We start from the raw sequence: 19437 nt of genomic DNA on the forward strand, positions 1-19437 counted from the left end.
ACAATGAACAATAACTGTTCTCATTTGCATCCGGTCGATCTTTCATGCCCGCTCCCCGTTTCTTTCTCCGTCCGACCGTGGCCGCCTCGCTGCTGGCCCTTCACGCCCTGACGGCCCTGGCGCAGACGCCGCCGGCCGAACCGGCCAGCGGCACGCTGAGCACCGTCACCGTCGAAGCCAGCGCCGACGCCTCGGCCGAAGGCCTGACCAAGCCCTTCGCAGGCGGGCAGGTGGCGCGCGGCGGGCGCGTGGGCATCCTGGGCAACCAGGACATGATGGATTCGCCCTTCTCCAGCACCAGCTACACGCACGAGCTGATCCAGAACCAGCAGGCCAAGAGCGTGGCCGACGTGCTGCAGAACGACCCCTCGGTGCGCGTGGCGCGCGGCTTCGGCAACTTCCAGGAGTCGTACTTCATCCGCGGCTTCGTGGTGAATTCGGACGACATCGCCTACAACGGCCTGTACGGCCTGCTGCCGCGCCAGTACATCTCGTCGGAGCTGTTCGAGCGCGTCGAGGTGCTGCGCGGCGCGAGCGCCTTCCTGAACGGCGCCACGCCCACGGGCGGCGGCATCGGCGGCAACATCAACCTGCTGCCCAAGCGCGCGCCGAACGACCCGCTCACGCAGGTCACGCTCGGCACGGCCAGCGGCTCGCAGAGCTATGTGTCGACCGACATCGCGCGCCGCTTCGGGCCCGACCAGAGCCTGGGCGTGCGCCTGAACGCGGCCCACCGCGACGGCGGCACCGGCGTGAACGCCGAGCAGGTCAAGCTCGACGTGGCCTCGGTCGGCTTCGACTGGCGCAGCCGCAACGCGCGCATCTCGGCGGACCTCGGCCACCAGGAACACCGGCTCACGCGCACGCGCCCGAACGTAACGCTCGGCGCCGGCGTGACGCGCGTGCCGTCCGCGCCCGACAACCAGCTCAACTACGCGCAGCCCTGGACCTACTCCAACGAGCGCGACACCTTCGGCTCGCTGCGCGGCGAGTACGACCTCACCGACAGCGTCACGGCCTGGATCGCCGGCGGCGCGCGCAAGAGCCACGAAGGCAATGCGCTGGCCGGCCTCACGCTCACGAACAACCTCGGCGCGGGCAACATGTCGCGCTTCGAGAACCAGCGCCAGGACAGCACCCGCACGGCCGAAGCCGGCGTGCGCGGCAAGTTCGCGACCGGGCCGGTGAACCACACGGTGGTGGCCTCGTACTCGTATTACCAGCTCAAGGAGAAGAACGCCTACAAGTGGGACTTCTTCAACCCCCTGAAGACCAACCTGTACGCGCCCATCGGCTACCCGATCCCGGCCTACACGGCGAGCGCGTTCCGCGGCAACGACATGGACAACCCCGCGCTGCTGACGCAGACGCGCCTGAGCAGCCTGGCGATCGGCGACACGCTGTCCTTCCTGGACGACCGCGCGCAACTCACGCTCGGCGTGCGGCGCCAGAAGCTGGAAAGCACCGACTTCGCCTACGACACCGGCAAGCCCACCGCGTACGAGAAGAGCCGCACCAGCCCGATGGCCGGCTTCGTGTTCAAGCTGCAGCCGCAGGTGTCGCTGTACGCGAACTACATCGAGGGCCTGAGCAAGGGCGACACCGCGCCCACGGTGTCGACCGGCGGCGCCGTGCGCAACGCAGGCACGCAGCTGTCGCCCTATGTGTCCAAGCAGAAAGAGATCGGCATCAAGTTCGACGGCGGCCGCATCGGCGGCGGCCTGGCCTTCTTCACGACCGACAAGCCGCGCGCCCTCGTCAACAGCGCCGGCTACTACGTGGCCGAAGGCCGCGACCGCCACCAGGGCCTGGAGCTGACCGCGTTCGGCGAAGCGGCCAAGGGCGTGCGCCTGATGGGCGGCATCACCTTCCTGGACGCCAAGCAGCGCGCCACGGGCGACGCCACGACCGACGGCCGCCGCGTCATCGGCATCGCGAAGACGCAGGGCACCCTGGGTGTGGAATGGGACGTGCCGGGCGTGCGCGGCCTGTCGCTGGACGGCCGCGTGGTGTCCACGGGCCCGAGCTACGCCGACGCCGCCAACACGCTGCGCGTGCCCGGCTGGACACGCTTCGATGTCGGCGCGCGCTACCTCACCGAGGTGGCCGGCAAGCTGGTGACGCTGCGCGCGCGCATCGACAACCTGACCAACCGGAACTACTGGGCCTCGGTGGGCGGCTACCCGAACAACGGCTACCTGGTGCTCGGTGCGCCGCGCACCTTCACGCTGTCGGCGTCGGTCGACTTCTGATCAGGCCGAGGCCAGGTGCGCCTCGAGCGCATCGATGAACATCTTCGGCACGTCGAAGCCGGTCTGCTCGGTGATTTCCTGAAAGCACGTGGGGCTGGTCACGTTGATCTCGGTGACCGAATCGCCGATCACGTCGAGCCCGATCAGGAGCAGCCCGCGCGGCGCGAGCACCTTGCCGATGGCTTCGGCGATCTCGCGGTTGCGCGCCGTGAGCGGCTGGGCCACGCCCTTGCCGCCGGCCGCGAGGTTGCCGCGCACCTCGGTGCCCTGCGGAATGCGCGCCAGCACGAAGGGCGCCGGCTCGCCCGCGATGATCAGGATGCGCTTGTCGCCCTGCGTCACCTCGGGCACGAAGCGCTGCACCATGATGGTTTCGGCGCCGTCCTTGTTGAGCGTCTCGACGATGGAGCCGAGGTTCAGCGCGTCCTGCTTCACGCGGAAGATGCCCATGCCGCCCATGCCGTCGAGCGGCTTGAGGATGATGTCGCCGTGCTCGGCATGGAAGTCGCGCACGGCCTGCGCGCTGCGCGTGACCAGCGTGGGCGTGACGAACTGCGGAAACTCCATGATCGCGAGCTTCTCGGGGTGGTCGCGCAGCGCGCGCGGCGAGTTGACCACCTTCGCGCCCTCGCGCTCGGCCTGCTGCAGCAGGTGCGTCGAGTAGATGTACTCGGCGTCGAAGGGCGGGTCCTTGCGCATGAGCACGGCGTCGAAGTCCTTCAGCGCCTTCGATTCGACGATGTCGACGCGGTACCAGTCCTTCGGGTCACCCGTCAGCGTGATCTGCTGCACCACGGCCGAGACGCGCCCGCCGGAGGTCCACTGGATGTCCTGCGGCAGGCAGGCCGCGATGCGGTGGCCGCGGCGCTGGGCCTCGCGCATCATCGAGAAGGTCGTGTCCTTGTAGATCTTGAAGTGATCGAGCGGGTCGGCGACGAAGAGGATGTTTTTCATCAGGCGTTCTTTCCGGCGCCGGGAGCGGCGGCTGTGGAGGGGGTTTCTGGCGGCATGTTGCCGGAAGCGGCGATGTCCTTGCCGGCGGGGGCTTTTTCAACGGGCACCTGCACCCGTGCGCGGCCGACCTGCTGCACCGCCAGCGCCACCGCGCCGGCCACCACGCCCCAGAAGGCGGAGCCGATGCCGGCCAGCGTCACGCCCGAGAGCGTGACCAGGAAGGTGATGAGCGCGGCCTCGCGGTGCGCCTCGTCGCGCACCGCCGCCGCCAGCCCGCCGCCGATGGTGCCCAGCAGCGCCAGCCCGGCGATGGCCGCGACCAGCTCTTTCGGGAACGCCGTGAGCAGGCCCGTGACGGCCGCGCCGAACAGGCCGATCACCACGTAGATGGCGCCGCAGCTCACGGCCGCCGTGTAGCGCCGCGCCGGGTCTTCGTGCGCCTCGCGGCCCATGCACATCGCGGCCGTGATGGCGCTGAGGTTGAGCGCGAAGGCGCCGAAGGGCGCGAGCACCAGCGTGGCGAGGCCGCTGATCGTGATGAGCTTGCTGACCGGCAGGTCGCTGTAGCCGCTGGCGCGGATCGCCGCCACGCCGGGCAGGTTCTGCGAGGCCATGGTCACGACGAACAGCGGCAGCGCCAGGCTCACGATGGCCTGCCAGGTGAACACCGGCGCCGTGAACACCGGCCAGGTGAGCGCGAAGTGCACGGAAGACCATGCCAGCTCGCCGCGCGCGGCCGTGAAGGCGATGGCCACCAGCAGCGTGAGCGGCACCGCATAGCGCGGCAGCAGGCGCTTGCCCACGAGGTAGGTGGCGAGCATCAGCAGCACCAGCGGCAGCGCGGTCTGCGCCGCCGTGAAGGCCGAGATGCCGAAGCGCGCGAGCACGCCGGCCAGCAGCGCCGAGGCGATGGCCATCGGGATCTTGTTCATCACGCGCTCGAACCAGCCGGTGGCGCCCGCGAGCACGATCAGCACCGCGCAGACGATGAAGGCGCCCACCGCCTCGCCCATGCCGTAGCCCGCGCCGGCCACGGCCAGCACGGCCGCGCCGGGGGTGCTCCAGGCGATCATGACGGGCTTGCGCCACCACAGCGAGGGCAGCGCCGAGGCCAGCCCCATGCCGATGCCCAGCGCCCACATCCACGAGGCCGCCATTTCGGGCGTGGCGCCGAAGGCCTGGGCGGCCTGGAACACGATGGCCACCGAACTCGTGAAACCCACGAGCACGGCGACGAAGCCCGCGGTGAAGGCCGAAAGGCTCAGGTCCTTGAAGAATCGCATGCCGCGATTCTGCCGGGGCGCGCGCTCTGGCGCCGCGTGCCTCAGATCTCGATCTTCGAGCCCAGCTCGACGACCGCGTTGTTGGGCAAGCCCAGGAAGGCCGCCGCACCGCTCGCGTTGTGGTGCATCTGCGCGAACAGCTTCTCGCGCCAGGGCGCCATGCCGCTGCCCAGCGTGGGGATCACGACGTCGCGCGAGAGGAAGTAGCTGGTCGTCATCGGCTCGAGCTGGCAGCCGCGCATGCGTGCGTTGTCGAGCGCGCGCGGCAGGTCGATGTCGTTCTTGAAACCGTAGTGCACGATCACCTGCCAGCAGTGGTTGCCCAGCGCCTCGATCTCGATGCGCTTGTCCATCGGAATCCAGGGCACCTCGTGGTTGCGCACGGTGACGAACATGTTCTGCTCGTGCAGCACCTTGTTGTGCTTGAGGTTGTGCAGCAGCGCGTTGGGCACCACGCCCGGTTCGGCCGTGAGGAACACGGCCGTGCCGTCCACGCGCGCGGGCGGGCTCATGAACACCGAGCCGAGGAAGGACTTCAGGTCGATCGCGTCGGCGTGCTGCGCCTCGCCCATGAGGCGACGGCCTTCCTTCCAGGTGACCATCAGCGTGAACACGGCGCCGCCGATCAGGAGCGGGAACCAGCCGCCTTCGAACAGCTTGAGCAGGTTCGAGGCGAAGAACAGGAAGTCGACCACGAAGAAGATCGCGGTCGAGGCGATGCACAGCGCCAGCGGCAGCTTCCATGCGTAGCGGATCACGAAGAAGGTGAGGATCGTGGTGATCAGCATGTCGGTGGTCACGGCGATGCCGTAGGCCGCGGCCAGGCTGCTCGAGGTGCGGAACATCACGACCGCCATCACGATGGCGACGAACAGGCCCCAGTTGACCAGCGGGATGTAGATCTGGCCGGCCGTGCGCACGCTGGTGTGCTCGATGTTCAGGCGCGGCAGGTAGCCCAGCTGGATCACCTGGCGCGTGACGCTGAAGGCGCCGGTGATGAGGGCCTGCGAGGCGATCACCGTCGAGAGCGTGGCCAGCAGCACCAGCGGAATGAGGGCCCATTCAGGCGCCATCATGAAGAACGGGTTCTTCACGGCCTCGGGGTTCTCCAGCAGCAGCGCGCCCTGGCCCAGGTAGTTGAGCGTGAGCGCCGGCATGACGACCGAGAACCACGCGATGCGGATCGGCTTCTTGCCGAAGTGGCCCAGGTCGGCGTACAGCGCCTCGGCACCGGTCACGCACAGCACCATCGCGCCCAGCAGGATGAAGCTGGTGCCCGGGTTGTCCCAGATGAACTTCAGCGCATACCAGGGGCTCAGCGCCTTGATGATCTCGGGGTGGTGCGCGATCTGCCACACGCCCAGCACGGCGATGGCCGCGAACCATGCCAGCGTGACGGGGCCGAAGAACTTGCCGATGCCCGCCGTGCCGCGCTTTTGCACCGCGAACAGGCAGAACAGCACGACCAGCGTGATCGGGATCACGTAGTGCTTGAAGTGCGGCGACACCACCTCCAGGCCCTCGACCGCCGAGAGCACCGAGATGGCCGGCGTGATCACGCCGTCGCCGTAGAACAGCGAGGTGCCGAAGATGCCGACGATCAGGAGCAGCTGGCGCAGCCTGGGCTTGTCGGCCACCGCCTGGGAGGCCAGCGCGAGCATCGCGACCAGGCCGCCCTCGCCTTCGTTGTCGGCGCGCAGCACGAGCACGACGTACTTGATGGAGACGATGACCGTGAGAGTCCAGAAGAACATCGACAGGATGCCGTAGACGTTCTCCACGGTGAACGGCACATGGCCGTGACCGAAGACTTCCTTGACCGCATAGAGAACGCTGGTGCCGATGTCGCCGTAGACGACGCCGATGGCGCCGACGATGAGGCCGGCAGAGATGTTTTTGGGGGCTGACACGGGGGTCGATGGGAAAAGGTTGGCTCGCAATGATCGACGCGTCAGTCACGCCGGGGTGCCGCGGCCGTGCCGCGCATCCCTCCGCCCTTTTGGTTCCGTTGCTGTGGGGCCGCTATTTTGCCGTTGCCCGCCGACGCCGCAACCCGCCCCCGCCGCTCATTCGTAGATTTCGGCGTCCGGGTCGGTCGCTTCCATCTCGTAACTGGCCGCGACCATGGCCAGGCGGCCCACCACGCCATACATGTAAAAACGATTGGGGGCGCTGGCGCCGGGCTTGGCGCCCGGCTGCGGCAGCTGCGCGCTTTCCGAGAAGGCCAGCGGCACGTAGCTGGCGCCCGGCTGCTTGAGGTTCTCGTCGGCGGCGCGCTCTGCGTGCACGCGGTAGAAGCCGCCCACCACGTAGCGGTCCATCATGTAGACCACGGGCTCGGCCACGCCGTTGTGCACGCGCTCGTTGGTGAGCACGCCTTCCTGCACGATCAGCTCGGTGGGCTCGCGCAGGTCGCGCCCGGCGCTGGTCTTGGCGGGCGACGAGGTGGCGGTGCGCGACTTGCCGATCAGCGCCTCGACCTCCTTGGCGTCGCGCACGGTCACGACGCCCGGGCTGCCGCTGCCGCTGTGGCCGCCCTTGACGACCACGAAGGGCTTCTCGTTGATGCCGTATTCCTTGTACTTGCGGCGCACCTTGGTGAGCACCGCGTCGACATGGCTGGTGAGCACGTCGATGCCGCGGCCCTCGGCCACGTCGACGCCTTCGGCGCGGGCGTAGATCGGGTTGATCAGCCAGGGGTCGATGCCCAGCAGCTTGCCGAAGCGCTTGCACAGCTCTTCGTAGCTGTGCAGGTGGTTGCTCTTGCGGCGCACCGACCAGCCCGCGTGCAGCGGCGGCAGCAGGTACTGCTCGTGCAGGTCTTCGAGGATGCCGGGCGTTCCTGCAGAAAGCTCGTTGTTGAGCAAAATTGTGCAGGGATCGAAGTTCTTCAGGCCCAGGCGGCGCTTGGAGCGCACCACCGGTTCGAGCGTCACGGTCTCGCCGTTGGGTAGCTCGATCTTCTTGGGCGACTTGATGGCCGGATCGATCGAGCCGATGCGCACATTGAGGCCCGCCATGTGGAAGATGCGCACCAATTGCGCGACGTTGGCGAGATAAAAGGTGTTTTTCGAGTGGTTTTCAGGAATGACGAGCAGGTTGCGCGCCTCCGGACAGATCTTCTCGATGGCCGCCTGCGCGGCCTGCACCGCCAGCGGCAGCATTTCCTTGGTGAGGTTGTTCCAGCCGCCCGGGAACAGGTTGGTGTCGACCGGAGCCAGCTTGAAGCCCGCGTTGCGGATGTCGACGGCGCTGTAGAACGGCGGCGTGTGCTCCATCCACTCGAGGCGGAACCAGCGCTCGATGGCGGGCATCGAGTCGAGCACCCGCTGCTCCAGTTCGTTGATCGGGCCGGTCAGGGCAGTGACGAGATGCGGAACCATGCAGCGGCCTTGTTGGTTTTGTGCTTAAAGGTGGAGTGGAATTGTAGGATTTGGGGATGGCGCGCCCGATGACAAGCAGTCAAAGAGAACAAAGCACCCCAATCCACAACACACGTTGCAAGAACACCGCGGCACGAGCCTCGCCGCGCCGCCGGCCCGATGGCCCCGGCCCTTCGGACCCCGATTAACCGCGGACTTCGCCCTGCCCCAGCACCACATACTTGAGCGAGGTCAGGCCTTCGATGCCGACCGGGCCGCGCGCGTGGAACTTGTCGGTGCTGATGCCGATTTCGGCGCCCAGCCCGTACTCGAAGCCGTCTGCGAAGCGCGTGCTCGCATTCACCATCACGCTGGCCGAATCGACCTCGCGCAGGAAGCGCTGGGCGTTGATGTGGTCGCGCGTGACGATGGCGTCGGTGTGGTGACTCGAGTAGCGGTTGATGTGCGCAATGGCCTCGTCCAGCCCCGCCACCACCTTGATGCTGATGACGGCGGCCAGGTACTCCTCGGACCAGTCGGACTCGACCGCATCGATCACCTTGGCCTGCGGATGGTGCGCCTCGCTGGCGCGCAGGATCGCGGCGGCGGCCGGGTCGCAGCGCATCTCGACGCCCTTGGCGGCGAAGATGGCGGCGATCTCGGGCAGGAAGTGGTCGGCCACCGAGGCCGCCACCAGCAGGCCTTCGGCGGCGTTGCAGGGGCTGTACTTCTGGGTCTTGGCGTTGTCGACGATGCGCAGCGCCATGTCGAACTCGGCCGTGTCGTCCACGTAGACGTGGCAGTTGCCGTCCAGGTGCTTGATGACGGGCACCTTGGCGTCGCGGCTGATGCGCTCGATCAGGCCCTTGCCGCCGCGCGGAATGATCACGTCGACGAATTCGGGCATGGCGATCAGCTGGCCCACGGCCTCGCGGTCGGTGGTCTGCACCAGCTGCACCGCATCGACCGGCAGGCCGGCTTCGGCCAGCGCCTCGGACACCAGGAGCGCCAGCGCCTTGTTCGAGTCGATGGCTTCCGAGCCGCCGCGCAGGATGGCGGCGTTGCCCGACTTGATCGCCAGGCTCGCGGCCTCGATGGTCACGTTGGGGCGGCTCTCGTAGATCATGCCGAAGACGCCGATCGGCACGCGCATCTGGCCCACGCGGATGCCGCTGGGCTGCTGCTTCATGCCGATGATCTCGCCGATCACGTCGGCCATGCCGGCCAGCTGCTCGCAGCCCTCGGCCACGGTCTCCAGGACCTTGGGCGTGAGCTTGAGCCGGTCGACCATCGGGGCCGACAGGCCGGCGGCCGTGGCGCGCTCCAGGTCCTTTTGATTGGCGACGGCCAGCGCGGGGCCGGCTTCGCGCAGGCGCTGGGCCAGCGCCTTCAGTGCTCTGTTTTTGGTAGCTGCATCCGCACGGGCCATGAGGAATGCAGCGGCTTTGGCTTGCAGACCGAGGGTCTGCATGTGCTCGCTGACGTTGAACGCGTTCATGGCGCGCATTTTCCCACGCGGACCTTCGGCCCGGCTGACGCGGGCCTTTTGATGGCGATCGACGTCAGGCGCGGCGCGGTGCCGCGGCCGTGCTGCAGGCCCGGCACAGCATCAGCGCCAGCCGCTGCAGCGCCTGCCAGCCGCTGGCGGGCCAGTCGGGCTGCTTCAGGCCCTTGCAGATGCCGTCGACCAGATGGGCCGCGCGCAGCAGCCGTGTCAGCATGCGGTCGTCCAGGCGCGGCAGCACGCGCTCGAAGGCGCGCTCGCGCGGGCCCCAGATGCGGTTCTCGCGCAGCGCCATCGGCAGCGGGCGGCCGGCGGCCATGGCGTCCTTCACGCGCTTGAGGGCGCGGATGTCCTCGGCGATCGTGTAGTGCACCAGCACCTCGGCCTCGCCCTCGGCCTGCAGGCCGTCGAGCATGCGCGCCACGCGCTGCGGGTTGCCGGCCAGCACGGCCTCGGACAGCTTGAACACGTCGTAGCGCGCCACGTTGTTGACGGCGCCCTCGACCTGTTCCCAGCTCAGCTCGCCGGCCGGGTGCAGCAGCGCGAGCTTCTGGATTTCCTGGTGCGCGGCGAGCAGATTGCCTTCGACGCGGTCGGCAAAGAACTGCAGCGTGCGCTGGCCTTCGTCGCCGGGCATCACGCGCTGGTTCTGCAGCCCCAGGCGCTGGGCGATCCATTGCGGCAGCGCGGCCCGCTCGATCGGGTCGACCTGGATGCTCACGCCGTTGTTCTCCAGCGCCGAGAACCAGGCGCCGGTGCGCGTGGCCTTGTCCAGGCGCGGCAGCATCACCAGCGTGAGCGTGCTGTCGTTGCCGGGCGCGCCCTCGGCCAGCTGCTGCAGCGCGACGCTGCCGTCCTTGCCGGGCTTGCCCGAGGGAATGCGGATCTCGACGATCTGCTTGTCGGCGAACAGCGAGAGCGAGCCCCCCGCCGCCAGCACCGCGCTCCAGTCGAAGTGCGCGCCGGCCACGGTGTACGAGCTGCGCTCGGTGTGGCCCTGGGCGCGCGCGGCAGCGCGGATGGCGTCGGCCGCCTCCTGCGCGAGCAGCGGCTCGTCGCCGTGGATCGTGTAAAGCGGCTTCAGGCCCTTTTGCAGGTGGGCGCCGAGCTGGGCACTGGCAAGTTGCATTGAAAGAACGGAAGCGACGCTTACAGGGACTGCACCGCCGCCAGCCGGCGCATCAGCTGCTGCGCGATGTCGGCCTGCATGTCGCGGAACAGCAGGTCGGCCTCGCCTTCCTTGGCCAGCGCGTTGGTCTCGTTGAAGCTCAGGTCGCGCGTCTGCGAGACCTCGGACGCGGGCAGCAATTCCTTGCCGCCCGGCGTGCGCAGGCTGAAGCGCACACGCAGGCGCAGCTGCAATTCGCGCAGCAGGCCGGCGGAGTTGGTCGAGATCACGAAGCGGTCGCGGTCCTCGCCCAGCACCACGAGCACGGCGTCGGCGGTGCTGGCTTCTTCCTTGGGCACCAGCGTCACGTTGCCGGCCGCGCGCAGCTCGCGCCGCAGCTGGTTGATGAGCGCCGTATTGCCTTCGAGCGACAGCGTCTTGAACGCGAAGTTCGGCGCCTTGCGCAGCGCGAAGCCGCAGCCGGACAGGGCCAGCGAAGCGCCTGCCACGCCGAGGCCCAGGAGAAAGCCGCGGCGCGGCTGCGAGGCATTGCGAATGTTCATGCGTCTGTCGTTTCCGTCGTTCTGCAGTGTCGGGTTCAGATGACCACGTTGACCAGGCGCCCGGGCACCACGATCACGCGCTTGGCCGGCGCGCCTTCGGCGAAGTTGACGAAGTCGTCGCAGGCGAGCGCCAGCCGCTCGATCTCGTCCTTCGAAGCACCGGCAGGCACCAGCAGCTTGCCGCGCAGCTTGCCGTTGACCTGCAGCATGAGCTCGACCTCGTCCTGCGCCAGCGCGGCCACGTCGACCACGGGCCAGGGCGCGTCGAGCAGGTCGCCCGATGCCTTGTCGTAGCCGAGCTGCTGCCACAGCTGGTGCGCGATGTGCGGCGTGGCCGGGTACAGGCAGCGCAGCAGGATGCCGAAGCCCTCGCGCGCGGCAGCCGCGTCGCCCGCGCTGCCGTCGGGCTTGAAGCCCTCGAGCGCATTGAGCAGCTTCATCGCGCCCGACACCACCGTGTTGTATTGCATGCGCTGGTAGTCGTAGTCGATCTGGCGCAGCACGGTGTGCACCTCGCGGCGCAGCGCCTGGGCGGGCTTGCCGAAGCTCTGGCCGGCGAGCGCCACGGGCGCCACGTCGGCCTGGGCCACGCCGTAGTTCCACACGCGGCGCAGGAAGCGGTAGCTGCCCTCGACGGCCGCGTCGTTCCACTCGAGCGTGGCTTCGGGCGGCGCGGTGAACATGGTGTACAGGCGCGCGGTGTCGGCGCCGTACTTCTCGATCAGGTCCTGCGGGTCGACGCCGTTGCGTTCGCTCTTGCCCATCTTGCCCACGCCGCCGTACTCGACCTTGGTGCCGTCGGCCAGCGTGCCGCCGGTGATGCGGCCCTGCGCGTCGAGCACCGCCGTGACTTCGAGGGGCGGGAAGTAGTCCTTGCCGCCCTTCTCGTTGCGCTTGTAGAAGATGTGGTTGAGCACCATGCCCTGCGTGAGCAGCTTGGCGAAGGGCTCGTCGGCCTTCACCAGGCCCAGGTCGCGCATGACCTTGGTCCAGAAGCGCGCGTACAGCAGGTGCAGGATCGCGTGCTCGATGCCGCCGATGTACTGGTCCATCGGCATCCAGTAGTCGGCGCCCTCGGCGACCATGGCCTTGTCGTTGGTCGGATCGCAGTAGCGCATGAAGTACCACGACGAATCGACGAAGGTGTCCATCGTGTCGGTCTCGCGCCGCGCGGCCTTGCCGCACACCGGGCACACCACGCCGGCGTGGAAGCCCTCGTGCTTGGCCAGCGGGTTGCCCGAGCCGTCGGGTACGCAGTCGGTCGGCAGCACCACGGGCAGGTCCTTTTCGGGGACCGGCACCGCGCCGTGTTCTTCGCAATGGATGATCGGGATCGGCGTGCCCCAGTAGCGCTGGCGGCTCACGCCCCAGTCGCGCAGGCGCCACGTGGTCTGCAGCTCGCCCAGGTCCTTCTGGCCCAGCGCATGCGCCACGGCGGCCACGGCCTCCTTGTAGGTCATGCCGCTGAAGTTGTCCGAGTTGATGGTCACGCCGCGCTGCTTGTCGCCGTACCAGTCCTGCCACTTGTGATAGTCGAAGTGCGGCTCGTCGTCGACCAGCACGACCTGGATGATCTCGATGCCGTACTTGTTGGCGAAGGCGAAGTCGCGCTCGTCGTGCGCGGGCACGCCCATCACGGCGCCGTCGCCGTAGCCGATGAGCACGTAATTGCCCACCCAGACCGGCACCTGCTCCTCGGTGATCGGGTGCTTCACGGTCAGGCCCGTGGGCACGCCCTTCTTCTCCTGCGTGGCCAGCTCGGCCTCGGTCGTGCCGCCACCCTTGCATTCCTCGATGAAGGCCGCGACCTTGGGATCGAGCGTGGCGGCGTGCGCGGCGAGCGGGTGCTCGGGCGCGACGGCGCAGAAGGTGACACCCATGATGGTGTCGGCGCGCGTGGTGAACACGTACATGCGGCCGTCCTGGATGAGCTTGCCGCTCGCGTCCCGGATGTCATGCGTGAACGCGAAACGCAGGCCTTCGCTCTTGCCGATCCAGTTTTCCTGCATCAGCTTGACGCGCTCGGGCCAGCCCGGCAGCTTGTGCTGGGTGTGCTCGAGCAGTTCTTCGGCGTAGTCGCTGATCTTCAGGTAGTAGCCGGGGATCTCGCGGCGCTCGACCGTGGCGCCGGTGCGCCAGCCCTTGCCGTCGATCACCTGCTCGTTGGCCAGCACGGTCTGGTCGACCGGGTCCCAGTTCACGACCTGGGTCTTGCGGTAGGCAATGCCCTTTTCGAGCATCTTCAGGAACAGCCACTGGTTCCACTTGTAGTAGCTCGGATCGCAGGTGGCGATCTCGCGGCTCCAGTCGATCGCCAGGCCCATGGCCTGGAGCTGGCCCTTCATGTAGGCGATGTTCTCGTAGGTCCACTTGGCCGGTGGCACGCCGTTCTTCAGCGCCGCGTTCTCGGCCGGCAGGCCGAAGGCGTCCCAGCCCATGGGCATCAGCACGTTGTAGCCGCTCATGCGCAGGTAGCGCGTGAGCATGTCGTTGATCGTGTAGTTGCGCACGTGGCCCATGTGCAGCTTGCCGCTCGGGTACGGCAGCATCGAGCAGGCGTAGTACTTCTTGCGGCTCGCGTCCTCGGTGACACGGTAGACATCGGCGGCGCGCCATTGCGCCTGGGCAGCGGACTCGACGTCGCTGGGTTTGTAGCTGGGGTTCATGACATCTCGGCAGGGCCCGGCTCGACGGCGGCCGGGAAGGCGGATTATCGCGCCGTGCGTGATCGTCCCCCGGGCCCCATGCCGGAATCAGGCCCTTTCCTGCGGCGGCGGGGCGGGCGTCCACTCGTCGCCGAACAGTTCCGGCTCGCTGTAGGCCTGCAGATTCGCCCAGTGGTGGGCCGCGTCTTCCCGGTAGAACAGGCTGGCCAGCCCCGCCGCCAGGCGCCGCGCGCCGTCGCTGATGGCGGGAATGTCGCCCGACACCGTGCCATGCGACAGCGCCGCCGGGTAGCAGAAGCAGTGGATGCGCGCGAGGCCCGGGCAGGCGCCGGGCGCGGTTTCCTGGAATTCGAAGGCCGGCCCGAGGTCGGGCGAATCGGCCAGTTCGCGGTCTTCGTCGCCCGGCGCGGGCGTGAAACGGTCTTTCCAGGTGCGGATGTGGGCGGCAATGCCCGCGAATTCGGGGCGGGCGGTCCAGTCGACCTGGAAACCGGTCGACACGATCAGGAAGTCGAATTCGAAATCGCCCTTGGGCGTGGCCACGCGCAGCGCCTCGCCCTGCGGCGCCACGGCGAGGATGGGGCAGCCGAAGTTGAAGAAGGCGTTGGCGTGCCGCGACACCCGCAGCGTGCTGCCGTGCGGCGGCGGCACGTTCAGCACGTTGATGTAGTGGCGGATGCGCCATTTCAGTTCGTCGGGCAGGTCGTAGTGCCCCTGCGTGAGCCCCGGCACGCCGGCGCCCTTGCCCTTGTTGACGCGCGGCAGGTCGGGCCGGCGGATCAGCAGCTCGACGCTGTGCGCGCCGGCCTCGAGCGCGGTGGCGGCGCTGTCCATGGCCGAGGAGCCCGCGCCGACCACGCCCACGCGCAGGCCTTTCAGGCGCGCGTAGTCCATCTCGTCGGAGGAATGCGCCCACTTGGCGCGCGGCAGGCCGTCGACAAGGGCGGGCACGGCCGGGCCGCCCAGACCGTCGCGGCCGGTGGCCAGCACGACGCGGCGCGCCAGCACGCGGCGTTCGCCCTCGGGCGTGCGCAGGTCCAGGCGCACGGCGCTGGCGTCGGGCAGTGGTTGCAGGCCCGTAACAGCGGTGTCGTTGCGCACGTCCACGCCCATCACGCGGCGGTACCAGACCAGGTAGTCCATCCACTGCAGGCGCGGGATCTTGTCCATCGCGGCCCAGGCCTCGGTGCCGAACTGGGCCTCGAACCAGGCGCGGAAGGTCAGCGAGGGCAGCCCCAGCGCCGGGCCCGTGAGTTCCTTGGGCGAGCGCAGGGTTTCCATGCGCGCCGTGGTGGCCCAGGGGCCTTCGCGCCCGGCCGGCGCGCGGTCGAAGACCACGGCGCGGATGCCCTGCTGCGCCAGCGCGCCCGCCGCGGCCAGCCCGGCCTGGCCGCCGCCGATGATGGCCACGTCGAGCACGGGCTCGCCGTCGACCTGGCGCGGCGGTACCCAGGCGCGGGCGGGCCAGCCGAGGTAGTCGAGGTCCTGGGCGAGCCGGCGCTCGAGCGCGGCAAGGCCGATGGGTGGGGCAGAGGGGGAGAAAGCGGTGTCGTCGGTGGTCATCGGTCGGGGGTCGGGGCGGCAGCGCCCCGCCCTGCTGAATTTACCCACTTCCGCGCGGCGCCCGCCTGCCACAGCGTACCGCTGGCCCGGATTTCGCATGCCACAATGAATTTCGACCACAGGGGCAGGCATGAGCGGCAGCAACGGCGAATGGTGGCGGGGCGCGGTGATCTACCAGATCTACCCGCGCAGCTTCATGGACAGCAACGGCGACGGCGTCGGCGACCTGCCCGGCATCACGTCGAAGCTCGACCACGTCGCCCGCCTGGGCGTCGACGCGGTCTGGGTCTCGCCCTTCTTCCGCTCCCCCATGAAAGATTTCGGCTACGACGTGGCCGACTACCGCGCCGTCGATCCGCTGTTCGGCACGCTGGCCGACTTCGACGCCATGCGCGCACGCATGCATGCGCTGGGCCTGAAGCTCATCATCGACCAGGTGCTCTCGCACACCTCCGACCAGCACGCTTGGTTCGCCGAAAGCCGCAGCTCGCGCGACAACCCGAAGGCCGACTGGTACGTCTGGGCCGACCCCCAGCCCGACGGCACGCCGCCCACCAACTGGCTCTCGGTCTTCGGCGGCTCGGCCTGGCAGTGGGACTCGCGCCGGCGGCAGTACTACCTGCACAGCTTTCTCGCCGAGCAGCCCGATCTCAACTTCCATTGCCCCGCCGTGCAGGACGCGCTGCTCGGCGAGGTGCGCTTCTGGTGCGAGCGCGGCGTGGACGGCTTCCGCTTCGACGCCTGCAACCACCAGTTCCACGACGCGCTGCTGCGCGACAACCCGCCCGCCACGGTCGAATCGATGGGCGAGGTCAGCACCGTGCGCGCCGACAACCCGTATGCGATGCAGGTCCACCTGTACGACAAGAGCCAGCCTGAGAACCTCGTGTTCCTCGAGCGCCTGCGCCAGCTGCTCGACGGCTACGGCGCGGTCGCGCTGGGCGAGGTCGGCGACGAGAACGCGCCCCCGGTCATGGCGCAGTACACCGAACGCGGCAAGCGCCTGCACCTGGCCTACAGCTTCAGCCTGCTCACGGCCGACCACAGCCCGAAGCACCTGCGCCACCAGGTCGAGTCGCTCGACACCGCACTGGCCGTGACGGGCGGCTGGGGCTGCTGGGCGGTGTCGAACCACGACGTGCCGCGCGTCGCCACGCGCTGGAGCGACGGCACCGCGCCCGACACGCGCCGCGACCGGCTCTGGCTCGCGCTGCTGCTGGCGCTGCGCGGCAGCGCCAGCCTCTACCAGGGCGAAGAGCTGGGCCTGCCCGAGGCCGACGTGCCCTTCGAACTGCTGCAAGACCCCTACGGCCGCGCCTTCTGGCCCGAGTTCAAGGGCCGCGACGGCTGCCGCACGCCGATGCCCTGGACCGCCGACGCGCCCAACGCCGGCTTCAGCACCGGCACGCCCTGGCTGCCGGTGGACAGCGCCCACCTGCCGCTGGCCGTCGCGCAGCAGGAGGCTGACCCCGGCTCGATGCTCGCCTTCAGCCGCGCGCTGCTGCACTGGCGGCGCACCCAGCCGCTGCTGCGCACGGGTGCGCTGGCGTTCGTCGATGCGCCCGCGCCGCTGCTGCACATCGTTCGCAGCGACGGGGACGCGGTGCTGCATGCGATCTTCAATACGGGGAGCGAACCGGTGTCGATTCCGCTGCCCGAGCCGCTGGTGCCGCTGGCCGGCCACCCGCTCGCGCCGACCGCAACGGTCACCGCCGCTCCAAAGCCCCTGCTGACATTGGCGCCTTATGGCGTGTGCTTCGGCACGCCTGCCGAAGCAGGAGGACGCTGAACCCCATGCCCCCTTCTCCCTTCCTCCAAGCTGCCGACATCCATGCGCTGATGCGCGCCGAACACGGTGACCCGTTCGCCGTGCTCGGCCCCCACGAGACCGCCGACGGCCTCGAGGTGCGCGCGCTGATGCCCGGCGCGCGGCAGGTGGCCGTGGTGCATTCGCGCACCGGCTGGCCACTGTCGATCCTTGCGCGGCACGAAGGCTCCGACCTGTTCAGCGGCCTCGTGCCCGCGGCCGAGGCGCGCATGGGCTACTCGTTCCAGGTCGACTGGGAGACCGGGCACGCCTCGCGGCTCGAAGACCCCTACCGTTTTCCCTTCGTGCTCGGCGAGACCGACGTGTGGCTGCTGGCCGAGGGCACGCACCTGCGGCCGTGGGAGCGGCTGGGCGCGCACCTGCGCGAGATCGACGGCGTGAAGGGCGTGGCCTTTGCCGTGTGGGCGCCGAATGCGCGGCGCGTGTCGGTGGTCGGCGACTTCAACAACTGGGACGGCCGGCGCCACATGATGCGGCTGCGCCGCGAGTGCGGCGTGTGGGAGATCTTCGCGCCGCACGTGACAACCGGCGACAGCTACGAGTTCGAGATCCTGTCGTCGCGCGGCGAGGTGCTGCGCAAGGCCGACCCCTTCGCGTTCTCGTCGCAGCTGCGCCCCGGCACCGCCTGCGTCGTGGCGCCGCTGCCCGCGCCCGTGCCGATGCCCGCCGGGCGCGCCGAAGCCAATGCGCGCGAGGCTCCGATCAGCATTTATGAAGTGCACCTGGGCTCGTGGCGCCGCAAGCACCACGGCCAGGAATGGCTGGACTACCGCGAACTGGCCGACACGCTCGTGCCCTATGTGCGCGACATGGGCTTCACGCACATCGAGCTGCTGCCCATCACCGAGCATCCCTTCGACGGCTCGTGGGGTTATCAGCCGATCGGTCTCTATGCGCCGACCTCACGCTTCGGCACACCGGGCGACTTCCGCCATTTCGTCGAAGCCGCGCATGCCGCGGGGCTCGGCGTGATCCTCGACTGGGTGCCCGCGCACTTCCCGACCGACGCGCACGGCCTGGGCAACTTCGACGGCACCGCGCTGTACGAGTACGCCGATCCGCGCGAAGGCTTCCACAACGACTGGCAGACGCTGATCTTCAACTACGCCCGCACGGAGGTGCGCAACTACCTCGTGGGCAATGCGCTGTACTGGCTGGAGCGCTACGGCGTGGACGGCCTGCGCGTGGACGCGGTGGCGTCGATGCTGTACCGCGACTACAGCCGCAAGGCCGGCGAGTGGGTGCCGAATGCGCAGGGCGGGCGCGAGAACCTGGAGGCCATCGACTTCCTTCGCCGCATGAACCGCGTGGTGGGCGTGGAGCGTCCGGGGGCTGTGACCATTGCGGAAGAGTCGACGAGCTTTCCGGGGGTGACGCGACCGCCGGAAGACGGCGGGCTGGGGTTTCACTACAAGTGGAACATGGGGTGGATGAACGACACGCTGGCGTATGCCGGGACCGATCCGGTCTATCGCAAGCACCATCACCAGCAGATCACCTTCGGGCTGATGTACGCGCACAGCGAGAACTTCGTGTTGCCGCTGTCACATGACGAAGTGGTGCACGGCAAGGGATCGATGATCGGGCGCATGCCTGGGGATGAATGGCAGAAGTTCGCGGGGCTGCGCAACCTGTATGGGTACCTCTGGGCTTATCCGGGGAAGAAGCTGCTGTTCATGGGCGGGGAGTTTGCGCAGTACGCGGAGTGGAATGCGGATCGCGGGTTGGACTGGCACTTGCTCGAGCATGCGGGGCATCAAGGGGTGCGGCGGTTGGTGCGCGATCTGAACAACGTGTATCGGCACTTTCCTGCTTTGCATGAGCTGGACCATGAAGGGTCCGGGTTCGAGTGGTTGGTGCATGACGATGTGGCGCAGTCGGTGTTTGCGTTTGTTCGGCGGGCTCGGGATGGGACGTTTGTGGTGGTGGCTTGCAACTTCACGCCGTTGCCTCGGCATGCGTATCGGCTTGGCGTTCCTGTCGCGGGGACTTATCGCGAAATCATCAACACCGATGGTTCGGTGTATGGCGGCAGCGGCGTGGGAAACGGGATTGTCGAGAGCGCTCCCACCGCCTGGCATGGGAAAGCAGATTCGATTTCGGTCAGCGTGCCGCCGCTCGCTACCGTGATGTGGGTGTTGGCTTGATAGGCCTGGAATCGTCTTTTTTCCCGAGGCCGGGTCTCGCCCCGGCAGGCGACCTACTTTTCTTTGCTTCGCCAAAGAAACGTAGGCAAAAGAAAGGCGACCCTGCTGTCTGCGTCCCTACGCTTCGCTTCGGGCAACCTGCGGTGCTCACGTTTCGCGGGGTCTCGCCCAAACTCGCTTCGCTCAAACAAGGGCGAGCCCTGATCC

12 protein-coding genes are annotated in these 19437 nt (G+C 68.5%); 3 read left to right on the forward strand and 9 right to left on the reverse strand.

Annotated elements, in window-relative coordinates:
- The first annotated feature begins 44 nt into the window (after positions 1-44).
- Positions 45-2252, forward strand: a complete 2208-nt coding sequence (locus AC07Y4_RS23935) for a TonB-dependent receptor (protein ID WP_487848764.1) — start codon at positions 45-47, stop codon at positions 2250-2252.
- Here AC07Y4_RS23935 and gshB read toward each other — a convergent pair whose 3' ends face one another.
- From gshB to AC07Y4_RS23980, 9 genes are all read right to left on the reverse strand, one after another.
- Positions 2253-3206 carry a glutathione synthase gene (gshB, locus tag AC07Y4_RS23940; RefSeq protein WP_095743317.1) on the reverse strand — a complete coding sequence of 318 codons (954 nt, stop codon included), beginning with the start codon at positions 3204-3206 and terminating at the stop codon, positions 2253-2255. It abuts the gene before it with no gap.
- Positions 3206-4489: a benzoate/H(+) symporter BenE family transporter gene (locus AC07Y4_RS23945; RefSeq protein ID WP_487848765.1), complete on the reverse strand. Its 1284-nt coding sequence runs from the start codon at positions 4487-4489 to the stop codon at positions 3206-3208. The genes gshB and AC07Y4_RS23945 overlap by 1 nt, the downstream gene beginning before the upstream one ends.
- A gap of 41 nt (positions 4490-4530) precedes the next feature.
- The gene (locus AC07Y4_RS23950) at positions 4531-6399 is read right to left on the reverse strand and encodes a potassium transporter Kup (RefSeq protein WP_062477721.1); all 1869 of its coding nucleotides are present in this window, start codon (positions 6397-6399) and stop codon (positions 4531-4533) included.
- Positions 6400-6555: 156 nt separating this feature from the next.
- Entirely contained in the window at positions 6556-7872 is a 1317-nt protein-coding gene (gene gshA, locus AC07Y4_RS23955) for a glutamate--cysteine ligase (RefSeq protein ID WP_062477724.1), read from the reverse strand.
- Between the two features lie 184 nt (positions 7873-8056).
- Positions 8057-9349 (reverse strand): glutamate-5-semialdehyde dehydrogenase, encoded by a 1293-nt coding sequence (locus AC07Y4_RS23960; protein WP_487848766.1) that lies wholly within the window; start codon positions 9347-9349, stop codon positions 8057-8059.
- A 64-nt stretch (positions 9350-9413) separates the two neighbouring features.
- On the reverse strand, positions 9414-10484 hold the full coding sequence (gene holA / locus AC07Y4_RS23965) for a DNA polymerase III subunit delta (protein ID WP_062477727.1): 1071 nt from the start codon (positions 10482-10484) through the stop codon (positions 9414-9416).
- Positions 10485-10504: 20 nt separating this feature from the next.
- Positions 10505-11026 carry an LPS-assembly lipoprotein LptE gene (locus tag AC07Y4_RS23970; RefSeq protein ID WP_062477729.1) on the reverse strand — a complete coding sequence of 174 codons (522 nt, stop codon included), beginning with the start codon at positions 11024-11026 and terminating at the stop codon, positions 10505-10507.
- A gap of 35 nt (positions 11027-11061) precedes the next feature.
- Positions 11062-13692: a leucine--tRNA ligase gene (leuS, locus tag AC07Y4_RS23975; RefSeq protein ID WP_369644976.1), complete on the reverse strand. Its 2631-nt coding sequence runs from the start codon at positions 13690-13692 to the stop codon at positions 11062-11064.
- Between the two features lie 87 nt (positions 13693-13779).
- Positions 13780-15255: an FAD-dependent oxidoreductase gene (locus tag AC07Y4_RS23980; protein ID WP_487848767.1), complete on the reverse strand. Its 1476-nt coding sequence runs from the start codon at positions 15253-15255 to the stop codon at positions 13780-13782.
- Positions 15256-15385: 130 nt separating this feature from the next.
- Here AC07Y4_RS23980 and AC07Y4_RS23985 point away from each other — a divergent pair, with 130 nt between their 5' ends.
- Positions 15386-17044, forward strand: a complete 1659-nt coding sequence (locus AC07Y4_RS23985; protein ID WP_495275203.1) for an alpha-amylase family glycosyl hydrolase — start codon at positions 15386-15388, stop codon at positions 17042-17044.
- A gap of 5 nt (positions 17045-17049) precedes the next feature.
- The gene (gene glgB, locus AC07Y4_RS23990) at positions 17050-19230 is read left to right on the forward strand and encodes a 1,4-alpha-glucan branching protein GlgB (RefSeq protein ID WP_487848769.1); all 2181 of its coding nucleotides are present in this window, start codon (positions 17050-17052) and stop codon (positions 19228-19230) included.
- The last annotated feature ends 207 nt before the right edge of the window (positions 19231-19437 follow it).

The sequence above is a fragment of the Variovorax sp. GW460-12-1-14-LB1 genome (assembly GCF_059423605.1).